Here is a 14,472-nt window from a genome sequence, read left to right as displayed (position 1 = left end):
GCTAGAGTGGTGGCTATCGTTTAGGTCCTGACCCTAATCCAAATCCCATGCCCGCTCGCCATGGCTCGCAATATCGAGCCCGTCGCGTTCGGCATCTTCGCTGGCGCGCATCGGGATGACCATGGATACCATATAGCCGATAACGAGCGTGACCACCGCGGAATAGACCGCGACAATGCCCACAGCTTTCACCTGAATCCACAGCTGTGACGCCATGCTGGCGCCTTCGCCATAGCCCGCACCGCCAAAGCTTTCACTCGCGAAAATAGCCAATAGGATCGAACCCAATATGCCGCCGACGCCGTGCACCGCAAACACGTCCAAGCTATCGTCAATTTGCAATGTGCCTTTGACGAGGCCAACCGCATAAAAGCAAACCAGCCCGCCCAATAGTCCCAATATCACCGCGCCGCCCGGACCAACCGAACCTGCAGCGGGCGTGATCGTTGCCAGTCCGGCAATTGCGCCTGTCGCGAAACCGACCGCCGTTGCCTTGCCCACCTTTATTTTTTCAACAAACATCCAGATTAGCGCGGCCATGGATGCCGCGATATGCGTGTTGATGATCGCACTGGCCGCGCCCAGATCGCTCGCCGTCAGAGCCGATCCGCCGTTAAAACCAAACCAGCCCACCCATAACAGGCCTGCACCGGCCACGGTCAGCGCGGGGCTATGCGGTAGCATCAATGTTTTGGGGAAGCCTGCACGCTTGCCCAGCATGATAGCGACGACCAGCGCGGAAATACCTGCGGTCGTGTGAACGACAATGCCACCTGCAAAATCAATCGTGCCGCCTTCGGCCAAAAATCCATTGCCCCATATCCAGCGAGCAACCGGCGCATAGACCAGCAGCGACCATAGCGCCGAAAACGCCACAACCCACCCGAAACGCGCTCGTTCCACCCATGCGCCTACAATCAGCGCGGGCGTTATGATTGCGAAGGTCATTTGGAACAGCCCAAAAACCAGCTCCCCTATTGTTTGCCCTTCCCGTACAGCAAGCATCTGATTAAACATGAAATTTTGAACGGTTCCAATATAGGGGCCGCCATCGGAGGAAAATGCGAGGCTATAGCCAATCACCACCCATAAAAGCGACACAAGGGCCGTAATCGCTCCGATTTGCACCAGCACCGACAGGAAATTTTTGGCGCGGACCAGACCGCCATAAAATAGCGCCAGTCCCGGCAACGTCATCATCAGCACCAATGCCGACGCGGTTAAAATCCATGCTGTATCCCCGCTATCGGTCAGCACTTCAGGTGAAGCCGCTGCGGCATCTTGTGCAATGGCAGGCGCGGCTAGCAAGCCTGCACCCAATATTGCTGCTGTGAATAGTTTTCTCATTGCTGTCCCCTGAACCCGCTATAAGTTCTCGCGCCTGACTAAGCCAGAGCAGCGATTGGCTCAATCTATAAATTACAAAAGTTAAGGTATATTTGGCGTTTTATTATGGCGCTGGGATGGCCAGGCGATGGTGATCAACGGATGACGGTCCCCAATGGCCTAGGCCAGGCCACTGTTTGCTAAGCGCAAGGCCGTTGAACATAAAAAAGCCCCGCACTGACTGTCAATGCGGGGCTTTTTCTATTCGGTTCAGCTGGTTTATTCAGCGATAGCAACCGCCACATATTGGGTTGCGCCGCGCTGCGGTTTTACCCCCAAAAGAAGCGTGCGGCGGCCGGCAGTTTTGGCTTCTTTGATCGCCGCGACGAGGTCCGCTGTTGTGCCAATGTCCTTGTAATTTGCAGATACAATCACATTGCCCCGGCGCAGTCCTTTTGCTGCGGCAGTTCCGGCGCGCCCGACAATGTCAACCACAAGGCCTTTTTGGTCGGCGGGCATACCGAGCTGACGGGCGATGCGTTCATCCATCGGCAGGACGCTGATACCAAAGCTGTCACGAATGACTTTCGCATCGCTGCTTTCGGTATCGCCTTGAAAATCTTTTTCTTCATCTGGGTTGAAATTGCTTTGCGCGATTTCCTGTTCGGTTGGCCGTTCGCCAACGACAACATCGATCTTTTTCGGTTTGCCCTTGCGCAATATGTCGAGCGTGATTTTGGTGCCGGGTTTGATATTCGCAACAATGTAAGACAAAGTCTGCTCTGGGGTTACCTCTTTGCCCGCGACTTTGAGCACAATGTCACCTTCCATCAATCCAGCTTTCGCCGCCGGTTGATTGGGCTGAATATTACCTACAAGCTCACCGCGATTTTTTGCGATGCCCAGCGAATCGGCGGTATCTTCATCCACGGGGCGAATACCAATTCCCAGGTAACCACGCTGCAGCTTTTCGCCCTTGCGCAGTGCCTCTACAACTGGTTCTGCTTCTTCTGCGGGGATAGCAAAGCCCACGCCGATATTCGCGCCAATGGGCGAAATCAGGCGGTTGTTGATGCCAATGACTTGCCCTTTGAGGTTGAACAAAGGACCGCCGCTGTTGCCGGGGTTGATCGCGGTGTCGGTTTGAATAAACCGGTCATACGCGCCGCCCGCGCCGATATTACGTTGTAATGCGGAAATAATCCCTGCGGTCACCGTGCTGCCAAGGCCCAGCGGGTTGCCGATGGCAATCACCCAGTCACCGACGCGGCTTTCCTGCGATGACGCCATTTCCACAAAAGGAAGGTCCTTTGCCTTAATCTTAATCACCGCCACGTCGGAGGTCACGTCGCGGCCAATAATTTCCGCTGCATATTCCTTGCCGCCAAATAAGGTGACGGTGACGCTATCTACTTCATCATTCTGCCCAGTGCCGCTGGCAATGACGTGGTTATTCGTTACGATATAACCATCGGACGAAATGATGAAGCCCGATCCGCCGCTGGCCTGTTCGCGCTCAATCGGGCGTTGTTCGCCAGTGAAGGGATTGAAGCTGGTTGCGACGCGGACCTTTTGCTTGGTGGCGATGTTGACAACCGCCGGCTGCAATTGAGCGGCCAAATCGGCGAAGCTGTTGGGCGCGCCGGCCGGTGCGAGGCCGGCTTGCGACACGGGAACGGCGGTTTGTGCGGTAACCGGGTTTCCAGTGACCAAGGAAATCACGCTTCCCGTCAGCAACAAAGCCGTTGTTACAGAATAAGCAATACGCACAGATTTTTTCCTCTCTTGTTGTTCAAATGGCGATAACTCCGCCCTCTTGCCTGTCCCTATAGCGCGAAGCTGAACGGCAATTGAATGACGTTTTGCCGCATGGCCGTGATCCGTCCAAAATCAATATGCTTCGACAAACGACATTTGACTGGGTTATCCCAGCCTTTATTTACTGCCCTTCCTTAAACTTTCGCAGATAATCGTTGTTCGGCGACAAAATCATATTTGTTTCAGCATCAGGGCTCAAAAATGTCTGGCGATAACTTTGCATGGCGCGGTAGAAATCATAAAATTGCGCGTCCTTGCCATAGCTTTCGGCATAGATACGGGCCGCTTCGGCATTCGCCTCGGCGCGGATGATCTGCGCTTCTTTCAAACCTTCGGCCTGAATGGTGGCGCGTTCTTGCTCTCGGGCCGACCGCATCCGTTCATAAGCCGAATCGAGCGGGGTGCCGGTGGGCAGGTCCGCTCGCTTGATCCGCACATCAATGACGGTTGCCCCGTATTTCCGGGCTTCGCGGTTGAGCTGCGTTTCGATATTCTGCATCACCTGACCGCGTTCGGCGCTCAGCAATGTGTCAAATGACCGGCGGCCCAGCTCGTTGCGCAAGGATGAACCCAATGTTTCGGCCAAGCGTAAATTAAGCGCAGCTTCGGTCCGCACCGATTTATACATCATCAACGGTTTGGTAATCCGGTAACGGGCAAAGGCATTGACCTGCACCTGCAACTGATCGGTCGATAGCACTTCCTGCGGTTCCATCTGAACGCTCAACACCCGTTTATCAATTTCTTGTATCTGTTCAACAAACGGGATCCGGAAGGTCAAGCCGGCGTTGGTCGAACCGAAATTTTCATTTTCTTTATAGGCGTTCACGATGCGTTTTGGTTCACCGAAGGAGGTGACAATCGCCTGTTTCGTTTCGGGTACAACAGATACCGTCATGCTGCTCAAAACAACCAGTGCCAATGCGCCCAATGCAAGCGCAATCGGGTTTTTCATGATATTACGGTCCATCATTTCTTCCCCTGAACTTTTACATCACTTGCCGCTGGTTCGGCGGCTTTGCTGCGGCGCGCCAATTCGGGCAAGGGCAGATACGGCGTGACATTGCCTGGCTCTACGATCGTTTTGTCCGTGCGGCTCAAAACTTCTTCCATGGTTTCATAATAAAGCCGCCTTTTGGTAACCTCTGGCGCCTGCCGGTATTGTTCATAAATTTTGTCAAATTCGGCGGTTTCACCAATGGCTCTTTCGGTCACCTGCCGCGCATATTTGCGGGCTTCGTTCAAATAGCCTTCGCGCTGCTGCTTGGCGGCGTTGACGGCGCGGAACGCTTCTTTGACCTCTGTTGGGGCTTCCGATTCCTGAATATCGATGGCTTGAACCATGATGCCCGCGCGGTAGCTGTTCAAAATTTCCTGCATCCGTTTTTTCACGTCTGCCTGTATTTCACCGCGCCCGGGGCCAATCGCTGCGGTCAGGTCAAAATTGGCGACTGCCGCCCGCATTGCGCTTTCCGCGACTTCGCTGACCGTGTCATTGGGATTGTCCAATTGGAACAGGAACTGATCGGGATTGGCCACTTGCCAACGCACATTATACGCCATGTCGATAACATTGCGGTCCCGCGTCAAGATAAGATTTTCAGCTTTCGTACCTGGCGCCCCGATGGTGATCGTGCGCGACTCCCCGGTATTGACCTTTTCCATCATTTCAAACGGGGCCGGCAACGTCCATTGGATACCCGGACCCATGGTACGGTTATATTTGCCAAGCTGTGTTACCACTCCGCTTTCGGCGGCGTCTATCCGGTGAATGCTGGTAAAACCAATCCATAGCGCGGCCAATCCAATTACGATAAACGGCCAGTAGGATTTACCGTCGGCGCGTTTGGGCAAGCCGCCCCATCCGCCGCCGCCGCCCCCGCCGCCCGCACGGCGGAGCAATTCTTCTAAAGACGGGCCGCGTTCTTTGCCCTTCGCCTTGCCGCCCTCTATGGAAACAGGCTCCCAAGGATTGCCGCCTTTTTTGCCGCCATCGGCAGGCTGATTTCCGCTCCCCGATGGCGCAGGCGAACCGCCCTTGCCGGCACCATTTCCGCCCCCGGGATTGTCCCATGGCCCATTGCTTTCACTTTTGTGCGGTTTGCCCGCCCCGTTATCAATCATATTGTCCATAATTTCTTTATAGGAAGCATATTTCAGAAAAACAGTGTCAATCCTGCAAAACTGACTCTATTCGCTATTTTTATGGTTACTGATGAACAGATTTTCAAATTGCTCACCCCCTTTGCAGATGGTCGGGTGGGCGCGATCCGGACCAAAGATGGTCAGCTTACAGTGATGCTGGACATGTCGGGTCTTGCGCCATCCGCCCGCAATTACATTGCACAGCAGGCAGAGGCTGCCTTGGCCGGATTGGACGGCATAGATGCCGTGCGAATTTTGCAGACAGCACAGCGGTCTGCGCCTGATCTGATCGCGGTGGCGAGCGGGAAGGGCGGCGTTGGCAAATCGACGCTGTCGGCCAATCTGGCCGTTGCAATGGCACGGGCGGGCCGCGCGGTTGGCCTTGTTGATGCAGATATTTACGGACCATCACAGCCGCGTTTGCTCGGCATGGAAGGTTCAAAGCCAGTGGCGGAGGAGAAAAAAATGCTGCCGGTCATAGGCGCGGGCGGCATACCGTTTTTATCCATGGGTCAGCTCGCCAAGCCTGGGCAAGCGATTGCATGGCGCGGGCCAATGGCGGGCAATGCGCTGACCCAATTGGTTGACGCCCATTGGGGCAGCGTCCGCGAACTGATTGTCGATTTGCCCCCCGGAACCGGCGATATACAATTGTCGATGGTGCAAAAGCATAAGCCCATTGGCGCCGTTATTATCTCCACGCCTCAGGATCTGGCGCTGATCGATGCGGCCCGCGCGATTAGTTTTTTTGATCAGGCAAAGGTGCCAATCATTGGCGTTGTTGAAAATATGTCAGGCTATATATGCCCCAATTGCGGCGATGTCAGCAATCCATTTGGTGCCGGCGGCGCGGAAGCGGCGGCAAAAGAGCTTAATCTGCCCTTTCTTGGCCGCATCCCGCTTGACATTGCCATTCGCCATGCGAGCGACGATGGTGTGCCGCCCGCTCTCGGAGACGGGCCGATTGCCAAAGCCTATGCTGATATTGCGGCAAAGGTCGCGGACTGGGCGGACCAGCGCACAGCGAATATGGGCGGATAGAAACAGCAGGGCGGGACAATATGGAAGGCAAGCAATCAAAAGGATTAAGCCGCCGTCAGTTGCTGATCGGCGGCGGAGTGGGGGCAGGGCTTATCGTCGGCTACGCATTGTGGCCGCGCCAATATGCCCCCAATCTGGCCGCAGCTGAGGGTGAATATGTTTTTGGCCCGTGGATTAAAATTGCCGAAGACGGTCAAATCGTCGTCGCCATCCCGCAGGCCGAAATGGGGCAGGGCGTGTTCACGGTCTTGGCGCAGATTGTTGCCGGCGAATTGGGGGCAGATTGGCGCACGGTCGCGGTGCAGCCCGCCATGCCCAACCCATTATTTGCCAATACGCTTTTGGCGCGTGAATGGGCCGCGTCCTTTGTGGGTTCTGGCATTGATGTGACCAAAATCGATATAGGCGGCCTGATCGGCCAATATGCCGAACGGCACGGCTTTGTAATTACGGCAGGATCATCATCGGTGCGGCAATTTGAACAAGCCGCGCGGGAGGCGGGTGCGGCGGCACGGGTGCTGTTATGTCAAGCCGCAGCGGACCGGTGGGATACGCAGTGGGAAAATACCGACACGGAAAACGGCTTTGTAACCTTCGGCAAAAAACGGCTGGCCTTTGCTGAGCTGGTTGCGGCGGCGGCCGAGCTGACGCCGCCTGACCCGGTGCCGCTGCGCGCGTCACCCGATAATGGGATTAGCGGTAAAGATGTCATGCGGCTTGATGTCGCAGCGAAAGTGGACGGCAGCAGCAGCTTTGCCGGTGACATTCGGCTGCCCGATATGCTGTATGCTTCGGTTCGTGCCGGGCCCTTTGGCGACACCACATTAAAATCCTATAATAAAAAAGCACTAAAAGGTATGAAAGGCGTGCTGTCGGCAATCACTACGCAGCGGTGGATTGCGGTATTGGGCAGCAATTGGTGGGCAGCAAATCAGGCCTTAGATATACTCGCTCCGCTATTTGAGACAAAGGGGCGATTGGCCGAGAGCAGCTTCATCAACGAGCATCTGGAAAGCCGTTTTTCCAAAGGAAAAGGTTGGCGGCTGCATAATGTTGGGTCCTATGAAGGGACATTGGCAAAGGAAAATGGAACGCGGTTGATCGACGCCGATTATACGGTCAGCGCGGCGGTGCACGCGCCGCTGGAGACACGCAGTGCCACCGCACATTATAGCAATGGCCGTCTGCGCCTCTGGATCGGATCGCAAGCTCCCAAAGCGGCAATCGCGGCAGCGGCAAAAGCGATTGGTATAGCCGAAAATAACGTCGTGCTTTTCCCGATGATGTCGGGGGGCAGCTTTGGCCGCAATCTGGACGCAGAAATTGCAGCACAAGCGGCGATACTGACCAAGCAAGCGGGCCGTCCGGTGCAGGTGATCTGGTCACGGCCCGAAGATTTTATGCGCGACCATTATCGTTCGCCCGCCATCGCCAAAATGGCCGCCACATTGGATGTCAGCAATCAGGTGCAGGGGCTTTCCGTGCGTATCGCCGTGCCGTCAAGTGGCCGCGAATTGGCGCAGCGATTGGAGGGTGCGCCGCCGCTGGACGCGATTAAAACCGCCAGTGAGACGTTTGACGCTTCGGCGATTGAAGGCGCGCTCCCGCTATATGCGATTCCCAATCTGGCGGTGGAGCATTTCCCGGCAAAGCTGCCTATTCCATCGGGCCGGTGGCGCGGAAATGCAGATAGTTACACCGCGTTTTTTGTTGAATGCTTCATCGATGAACTGGCGGCAAAAGCCGCGGTCGAACCATTATCCTACCGGATGCAGATGCTCGTCGGGCAAACGCGGCTTGCCAGGTGCCTGACGGGAGTGGCGGCGCTGGCTGGCTGGGACGGCGGCGCGGATGGCAGCGGTAAGGGCATTGCCTGCCATCATATGCGTGGCAGCTATATCGCCGTCATTGCCTCGGCGCGAACCGATGAAAATGGCGTGCGCGTTACCCGCATTTCGGCAACCGTGGATTGCGGACGGATCATCAACCCCGATATTGCCCGGCAACAGATTGAAGGCGGCATTGTTTTTGGCCTGGCCCAGGCATTGGGCGCGTCGACAGAATTTGAGGCTGGCCTGCCCACGGCGCGGCGGCTGCGTGATATTGATTTGCCGATATTGTCAGACGTGCCAGAGGTTGAGATAGAATTTATCCGCAGCGACGAAGAACCCGGCGGGATCGGCGAATTGGGCGTCGCTGCTGTCGCTCCCGCCATCGCCAATGCGCTTTTTTCGGCATCAGGTGTCCGATTAAGAGAGCTGCCATTGCTTTCACGCGGTCTGTAACCCATAAGACGTTGATGCAGATACCTTCCGATCATCCGCCGATAAAATCACCCAAAACCGGGGTGTTGCTTGTCAATTTGGGAACACCTGACGCGCCCACGCCGTCTGCGGTGAAACGATATTTGAAACAATTTTTGTCGGACCGGCGCGTTGTCGAAATTCCGCCGCTTGTATGGCAGCCAATATTGCGCGGGATTATTTTGAATACCCGGCCTAAAAAATCGGCCGCCGCTTATGCAAAAGTTTGGACTGATAAAGGATCGCCCTTGGCATGGCATACAGCGGCGCAGGCAGAGGCATTGGCGGCGCGGATGGGCGACGCAGCTGACGTGCGTTATGCCATGCGCTATGGTCAGCCATCGATTGAGCAGCAATTGCGCGCCATGAAGGACGATGGGTGCGAACGAATATTGCTGGCCCCTTTGTACCCGCAATATTCCGGGGCAACGACCGCGACCGTGATGGATGAGGCATATCGCACGCTGGCGGGAATGCGCTGGCAAATGGCGCTCCGTTCGCTGCCGCCTTATTATGATGATCCGGTTTATATCGGCGCGCTGAAGACAACATTGGAGGCGCAACTGGCCGGGCTGGATTTTACGCCCGATGTGGTGCTCGCCAGTTTCCATGGTATGCCCGAACGCACATTGGAACTGGGCGATCCCTATCATTGCCATTGCCGTAAAACCGCCCGTCTATTGTCGGAGGCAATGGGCATTCCGATGGAGGTCAGTTTCCAATCGCGCTTTGGCAGGGCCAAATGGCTGGACCCTGCGACCGACGTGACGCTGGAGAGGTTGGCGCAAGAGGGTCAGAAGAAACTAGCCATTTTTGCCCCCGGATTTTCCTCCGATTGCCTTGAAACGCTGGAGGAGCTGGCAATGGAGGGCAAGCATCAATTTGAAGAAGCTGGCGGCACCCATTTTGCCTATCTGCCCTGTTTGAACAGCGGCGAGCCGGGAATGGATATGATCGAACATCTGGTGCGGCGGGAGTTATCTGGTTGGCTATAGATGCGCGCGATAGTCATGCGGCAAAATGTCATTATGCTGCGATTATTGTGCGCAATATATAACTGACGTTTGCGTCAACTTGCCGTGCGTCAAATCCCTGCTAGTCGTGAAAAACCAAATATCAGTTTTTCAGGAGAGAGCATCATCATGGGCAGAGTGGCAATTGTAACCGGCGGCACCCGGGGTATTGGCGAGGCGATCAGTTTACGGCTCAAAAAAATGGGTCATACGGTTGTGGCAAATTACGCGGGCAATGATGCCAAGGCACAGGAATTTGCCGACCGGACAGGAATAGCCACCTACAAATGGGATGTTGGCGATTATGACGCCTGTATGGAAGGTTGCGCTCAGGTCGCTGCCGATTTGGGTGACGTAGACATTGTCGTCAACAATGCCGGCATTACCCGCGATGGCACCTTACACCGGATGAGCTTTGACGATTGGAATGAAGTGATGCGGGTCAATCTTGGCGGGTGCTTTAACATGGCAAAAGCTTGCTTTCCCGGAATGCGGGAACGCGGATGGGGCCGGATTATCAATATCGGTTCTATCAATGGTCAGGCCGGTCAATATGGTCAGGTCAACTATGCCGCCGCAAAATCGGGTATTCACGGTTTTACCAAAGCGCTAGCTCAGGAAGGCGCGAAATATGGTGTCACCGTGAACGCGATTGCGCCAGGTTACATTGATACCGATATGGTCGCGGCTGTGCCCGAAGCGGTGCTCGAAAAAATCATTGCAAAGATACCGGTGGGCCGCTTGGGTCAAGCCGACGAAATCGCCCGCGGTGTTGGATTTTTTGCATCCGAAAATGGAGCATTCGTGACAGGCTCGACCATGTCGATCAATGGCGGTCAGCATATGTATTAAAAACTATCCCCGCCCAGCGTTGTGAACCGCTGGGCAGGGGTGTTGGCTATGTTAGCTTTTCGGCATTACCACGGTGTCAATGGTGTGGATTACGCCATTGCTGGCCTTAATATCGGTACCAGTGATAGTCGATTTTCCGCCATTGGCGTCGGTCAAGACGACCTTGTCGCCGTCCATTGTTGCGGTCAATTCGCCATTCAGCGTTTTGATCATCGCCTTTCCGCCGCCATCAGTGATCATCTTCACCACATCGGCTGCCATCACATTTCCGGCCACAACGTGATATTTCAAAATTCCGCCAAGCGCGTCCTTGCTTTCGGGCTTCATCAAACCGTCGAGCGTTGCTTTGTCCACTTTGCCAAAGGCATCATTTGTGGGGGCAAAGACCGTGAAAGGACCTGTACCTGACAAAGTTTCACCCAGCCCGGCAGCGGTGACAGCGGCAACCAAAGTCGAAGTCGCTGGATTGCCTTGCGCAATTTGAACGATGTTTTCTTCGGCGGTAGGCATCGCATCACCGCCCTCGACTGGCATATCTTCGACAGTGGTTGTGTCATCCCCGCTCGGCGCGGCTGTCTCGGATCCTGAACAAGCGGACAGTGCTAATGCGGATAACCCGGTGACCAAAGCAATGTTAAATTTCTTCATGGTGTTTCTCCTATTGTGGTTACTACCAACTATAGCAACGAACGAGAGCGCATAATGGATGCAATATTTTTTATATGCCGCAAGACAAGAGCGTCCGAGCGAGCTAAAAACGCCGCGTGATAACCGAAAAAACCATCATATCCCGCTTAGCAGAAGCCGCCACCGACCTATCGCTGGTTAGCGATACAGCGCGTTTGGACGCCGAAATTTTATTGGCCCATGCGCTGGGTATGGACCGGAATGAAATGCTGATGCGGCATCAGGATCTGCGCGTTCCTGCATCATTTGAAGCAATGCTGGCGCGGAGGGTGGCGCATGAACCTGTGGCTTATATCACCGGGGTCCAGCATTTTTGGGATCTGACACTTTGCGTCACGTCCGATGTTCTGATCCCCAGGAGCGATAGCGAAACATTGATAGATGCCGCTGAAAAATATTTTGCCGGCACACAACATCCAGCAGAAATATTGGACCTAGGCACGGGGTCGGGCGCGCTGATATTGGCGGCACTGTCTTTATTTCCGCGGGCACGGGGCACCGCAATTGACGCCAGCGCGGCGGCACTCGCCATCGCGTCGCAAAATGCCGATCATACTGGCTTTGCAAACCGGCTGCATCTATCCTGCCTCAGCTGGCATGAAGATGGCTGGACGCAGCAGCTTGGCGGCCGGTTTGATCTGATTTTATGCAATCCGCCCTATGTGGAAAATGACGCCGATTTGTCACCGATGGTGCGCGATTATGAGCCTGCCTCTGCATTGTTTGCGGGCGATGATGGGCTGCACGATTATCGGGTCATTATTCCGCAGATAGCCGGTATATTGGCACCGGACGGCGCCGCCATTTTTGAGATTGGCGCTGCGCAAGCACAATCTGTGTCAGAAATAGCACAAGCCGCTGGTTTCAAAGCGGTTTTGACGCATGACCTTGCCGGAAACCCAAGAGCATTAACCCTCACCAGGGCGGGATGAAATTTTTTTGCTTGGAATCGCCGGATCAAGCAGCTAAGGCACAAATTGCTTTGGTGCATTATTCCTTTTTAAGTGTTTGCACAAAGCCGCCCCCAGCGAAAGATGGAATTGACAAGGCCAAAGGGGCCTTAACGCGAGGCACAGCTTCATGGGTATTGGAAAAGCAGGGGCGGGCGAATTTTGCCGATCATGAAACAACAATATGAGGGTGGATAATCCCGGATGAATAATAATCGTCAATCGAATAACCGGCGTCGCGGTCGCAATAATAATAACAGGTCAAATAACAACAACCGCAGCGGTTTTGACCATCAAAACCGGATCGACAATCGTGCGCGCGGTAATGCGGCTCAGATGCTTGAAAAATACAAGAAACTGGCCAGCGATGCGCAGCATAATGACGACCGCGTAAATGCCGAATATTATCATCAATTCGCCGATCATTATTTCCGGGTATTGGCAGATTTCCGTCTCCGTCAGGAGGCAAAGCAGGAAGAACATCAACAGCGCCGGAAAAATCCGCGCGACGATGATGACGATCAAGACGAAGTCAGCCATGATTCGAACGATGGCAATGAAGATGCGGGCGATGAGGAAGAAGCGCCGAAGGAGCAGCGCAAGCCTCGTGAAGTCAGCGATAAACCGGCGCGCGGGCGGCGGAAGCCGAAAAACGATGATCGCGGGCAGGATAGCGATGAGGGCGGATTGGACGTGAGTGTCCTGCCGCCGTCTATTTCAACGCTGTCTGATGACGAAGAAAAACCTGCAAAACCAGCGCGGAAGCCGCGTGCACGGCGTGTCAAGTCGGCGGACGAAACCTTGGACGCAGCCGAATAGGTTATTGGCTCAATCCCAAAATTCGCAAATTTATATTAAGCTTGTAGCAATCTAGCGCGAAATAAGTCATCCTCTGGAAACTATCCAAAGGGGAGACACGATGATGCGCATATTCTTGCTACGCGGTTTGCTGTTGGGAATAGGGGGAGCGGCTTCTTTGCCCTTATTGGCGCAAAGCAGTGATATTCCCGTTCCAGGCGAAGATAATGCGCAGGGCAATGTTGCGGTTACCATCTATCAAAATGGCCAATCGCTGATCCAAGATGTCAGGCAGCTATCCCTTCCTAAAGGCCGTTCTAAACAAGAGCTTCCGGATGTATCGGCGGTCATCCGCCCCGAGACAGTTACCCTATCAGGCCCGGGTATCGGCATTGTGGAGCAAAATTTCGATTATGATTTGCTGACCCCGGCAAAATTGATGGAAAAGGCGGTGGGTCAAACCGTCACATTGTTACGGACTAATGTTGCAACCGGCGCGGAAACGCGGGTGCGGGCAAAGGTCCTCGCGGTCAATGGCGGCGTCGTCCTGCAAATTGGAGATACGATAGAAGTGCTGCGCGACGATGGCTTGCCTGTGCGCGTGATATTTGACAAAGTGCCGCCGAACATGCGGGCGCGGCCCACGCTGTCGGTGACGGTGGAGGCGCAGGGCGGCAATGTTCCCGCCACGCTCAGCTATCTGACGCCGGGTCTGGGTTGGAGCGCCGATTATGTCACGTTATTTGACGACGCCGCGCAGACTATTGATGTGCAAGGTTGGGTTACGCTGACCAACAATACAGGCACCGGCTACAAAGAGGCTAACGTGCTGCTCGTCGCCGGTAACACCAACAATGGCGGCGGCTTTAGAGGTGGCTACAGTTGGCCCACTGGTACCATTGATGAGGCCGGAACCGAAAGCAATGACCGCGAACGATTGGGTGACAATTATCTGTATCCTTTGGCGGAGCGGACAACGATTGCCAATGCGCAGCAGAAACAAGTTAGCTTCCTGGATGTGAAGCGCGCGCCGGCCAAAAGCACCTATGAATTTACCAATGGCTGGCTGTCCACGAACGAAGCGGCCAGTGCAGCGTCGGTGCTGAAATTTTCAACCACTGGCAAGGGCGGCGGATTGGGTGATCAACTGCCCCAAGGCACCATGCGCGTCTATATGAAAGACAAGCGGGGCGATCCGCAGTTCATTGGCGAAAGCATCATCGAAAATACGCCCATGGGCAGTTCCATGTCGATCCGCACAGGGGAGGCATTCGACGTGAAGGTGAAAACCGTCGTCGAAGAACGCACCCGGATTAACAGCCGCCGTTGGCGCACAAAAATGCGTTATGATCTAACCAATGCCAGCGCCAAGGATATCACCGTTGATTTGGCGCAGGCCGGTCTGTGGGGCGATGTCCGCGTCATACAGCAGAGCCAAGAAGGCAGCCGCGTTTCTGCCGATAAAATGGAGTGGAAAGTGCCGGTGTCTGCCAATGGCAAGGCGACGCTGAGCGTTACATTTGACAGTCGTTACTAATC

12 protein-coding genes are annotated in these 14,472 nt (G+C 54.8%); 7 read left to right on the top strand and 5 right to left on the bottom strand.

Translation table 11 applies throughout. The features are described 5' to 3' along the window. Window positions 1–33: 33 nt before the first annotated feature. From ACFOWX_RS11075 to hflK, 4 genes are all read right to left on the bottom strand, one after another. Window positions 34–1,347 (bottom strand): ammonium transporter, encoded by a 1,314-nt coding sequence (locus ACFOWX_RS11075; RefSeq protein ID WP_381424072.1) that lies wholly within the window; start codon window positions 1,345–1,347, stop codon window positions 34–36. 258 nt (window positions 1,348–1,605) lie between these two features. After that, window positions 1,606–3,096: a trypsin-like peptidase domain-containing protein gene (locus ACFOWX_RS11070; RefSeq protein ID WP_381424070.1), complete on the bottom strand. Its 1,491-nt coding sequence runs from the start codon at window positions 3,094–3,096 to the stop codon at window positions 1,606–1,608. Window positions 3,097–3,265: 169 nt separating this feature from the next. Continuing rightward, window positions 3,266–4,114 carry a protease modulator HflC gene (gene hflC / locus ACFOWX_RS11065; RefSeq protein WP_381425025.1) on the bottom strand — a complete coding sequence of 283 codons (849 nt, stop codon included), beginning with the start codon at window positions 4,112–4,114 and terminating at the stop codon, window positions 3,266–3,268. Further along, window positions 4,114–5,277: an FtsH protease activity modulator HflK gene (hflK, locus tag ACFOWX_RS11060; RefSeq protein WP_381424068.1), complete on the bottom strand. Its 1,164-nt coding sequence runs from the start codon at window positions 5,275–5,277 to the stop codon at window positions 4,114–4,116. The genes hflC and hflK overlap by 1 nt, the downstream gene beginning before the upstream one ends. A gap of 72 nt (window positions 5,278–5,349) precedes the next feature. Here hflK and ACFOWX_RS11055 point away from each other — a divergent pair, with 72 nt between their 5' ends. From ACFOWX_RS11055 to phbB, 4 genes are all read left to right on the top strand, one after another. After that, complete coding sequence (locus ACFOWX_RS11055) at window positions 5,350–6,330, top strand: Mrp/NBP35 family ATP-binding protein (RefSeq protein ID WP_381424066.1); 981 nt, start codon at window positions 5,350–5,352, stop codon at window positions 6,328–6,330. 20 nt (window positions 6,331–6,350) lie between these two features. After that, window positions 6,351–8,615, top strand: a complete 2,265-nt coding sequence (locus ACFOWX_RS11050; protein ID WP_381424064.1) for a xanthine dehydrogenase family protein molybdopterin-binding subunit — start codon at window positions 6,351–6,353, stop codon at window positions 8,613–8,615. Between the two features lie 14 nt (window positions 8,616–8,629). Next, entirely contained in the window at window positions 8,630–9,628 is a 999-nt protein-coding gene (hemH, locus tag ACFOWX_RS11045; protein WP_381424062.1) for a ferrochelatase, read from the top strand. A 147-nt stretch (window positions 9,629–9,775) separates the two neighbouring features. Continuing rightward, window positions 9,776–10,498 carry an acetoacetyl-CoA reductase gene (gene phbB / locus ACFOWX_RS11040; RefSeq protein WP_381424060.1) on the top strand — a complete coding sequence of 241 codons (723 nt, stop codon included), beginning with the start codon at window positions 9,776–9,778 and terminating at the stop codon, window positions 10,496–10,498. Window positions 10,499–10,549: 51 nt separating this feature from the next. Here the strand turns inward: phbB and ACFOWX_RS11035 are convergent, their stop codons facing one another. Beyond that, on the bottom strand, window positions 10,550–11,146 hold the full coding sequence (locus ACFOWX_RS11035) for a fasciclin domain-containing protein (RefSeq protein WP_381424058.1): 597 nt from the start codon (window positions 11,144–11,146) through the stop codon (window positions 10,550–10,552). 116 nt (window positions 11,147–11,262) lie between these two features. Here ACFOWX_RS11035 and prmC point away from each other — a divergent pair, with 116 nt between their 5' ends. The 3 genes from prmC (at window position 11,263) to ACFOWX_RS11020 (ending at window position 14,470) form a co-directional block, all read left to right on the top strand. Beyond that, a complete protein-coding gene (gene prmC / locus ACFOWX_RS11030; protein ID WP_381424056.1) occupies window positions 11,263–12,117 on the top strand; it encodes a peptide chain release factor N(5)-glutamine methyltransferase in 855 nt (284 codons plus the stop codon). A 222-nt stretch (window positions 12,118–12,339) separates the two neighbouring features. Further along, complete coding sequence (locus ACFOWX_RS11025) at window positions 12,340–12,954, top strand: DUF4167 domain-containing protein (protein WP_381424054.1); 615 nt, start codon at window positions 12,340–12,342, stop codon at window positions 12,952–12,954. 100 nt (window positions 12,955–13,054) lie between these two features. Beyond that, on the top strand, window positions 13,055–14,470 hold the full coding sequence (locus ACFOWX_RS11020; protein ID WP_381424052.1) for a DUF4139 domain-containing protein: 1,416 nt from the start codon (window positions 13,055–13,057) through the stop codon (window positions 14,468–14,470). Window positions 14,471–14,472 lie beyond the last annotated feature (2 nt).

It is taken from the genome of Sphingorhabdus arenilitoris (assembly GCF_042651485.1).
GTDB classification, from domain to species: Bacteria; Pseudomonadota; Alphaproteobacteria; order Sphingomonadales; family Sphingomonadaceae; genus Sphingorhabdus_B; species Sphingorhabdus_B arenilitoris.
This window is presented reverse-complemented; position numbering and strand designations above follow the sequence as displayed.

What these genes read in the sequence shown, in the direction of transcription:
- ACFOWX_RS11075 (WP_381424072.1), bottom strand. Translation starts at nt 1,347, where the DNA reads ATGAGAAAACTATTCACAGCAGCAATATTGGGTGCAGGCTTGCTAGCC.
- hflC (WP_381425025.1), bottom strand. Translation starts at nt 4,114, where the DNA reads ATGGACCGTAATATCATGAAAAACCCGATTGCGCTTGCATTGGGCGCA.
- hflK (WP_381424068.1), bottom strand. Translation starts at nt 5,277, where the DNA reads ATGGACAATATGATTGATAACGGGGCGGGCAAACCGCACAAAAGTGAA.
- ACFOWX_RS11055 (WP_381424066.1), top strand. Translation starts at nt 5,350, where the DNA reads ATGGTTACTGATGAACAGATTTTCAAATTGCTCACCCCCTTTGCAGAT.
- ACFOWX_RS11050 (WP_381424064.1), top strand. Translation starts at nt 6,351, where the DNA reads ATGGAAGGCAAGCAATCAAAAGGATTAAGCCGCCGTCAGTTGCTGATC.
- hemH (WP_381424062.1), top strand. Translation starts at nt 8,630, where the DNA reads ATGCAGATACCTTCCGATCATCCGCCGATAAAATCACCCAAAACCGGG.
- phbB (WP_381424060.1), top strand. Translation starts at nt 9,776, where the DNA reads ATGGGCAGAGTGGCAATTGTAACCGGCGGCACCCGGGGTATTGGCGAG.
- ACFOWX_RS11035 (WP_381424058.1), bottom strand. Translation starts at nt 11,146, where the DNA reads ATGAAGAAATTTAACATTGCTTTGGTCACCGGGTTATCCGCATTAGCA.
- ACFOWX_RS11025 (WP_381424054.1), top strand. Translation starts at nt 12,340, where the DNA reads ATGAATAATAATCGTCAATCGAATAACCGGCGTCGCGGTCGCAATAAT.
- ACFOWX_RS11020 (WP_381424052.1), top strand. Translation starts at nt 13,055, where the DNA reads ATGATGCGCATATTCTTGCTACGCGGTTTGCTGTTGGGAATAGGGGGA.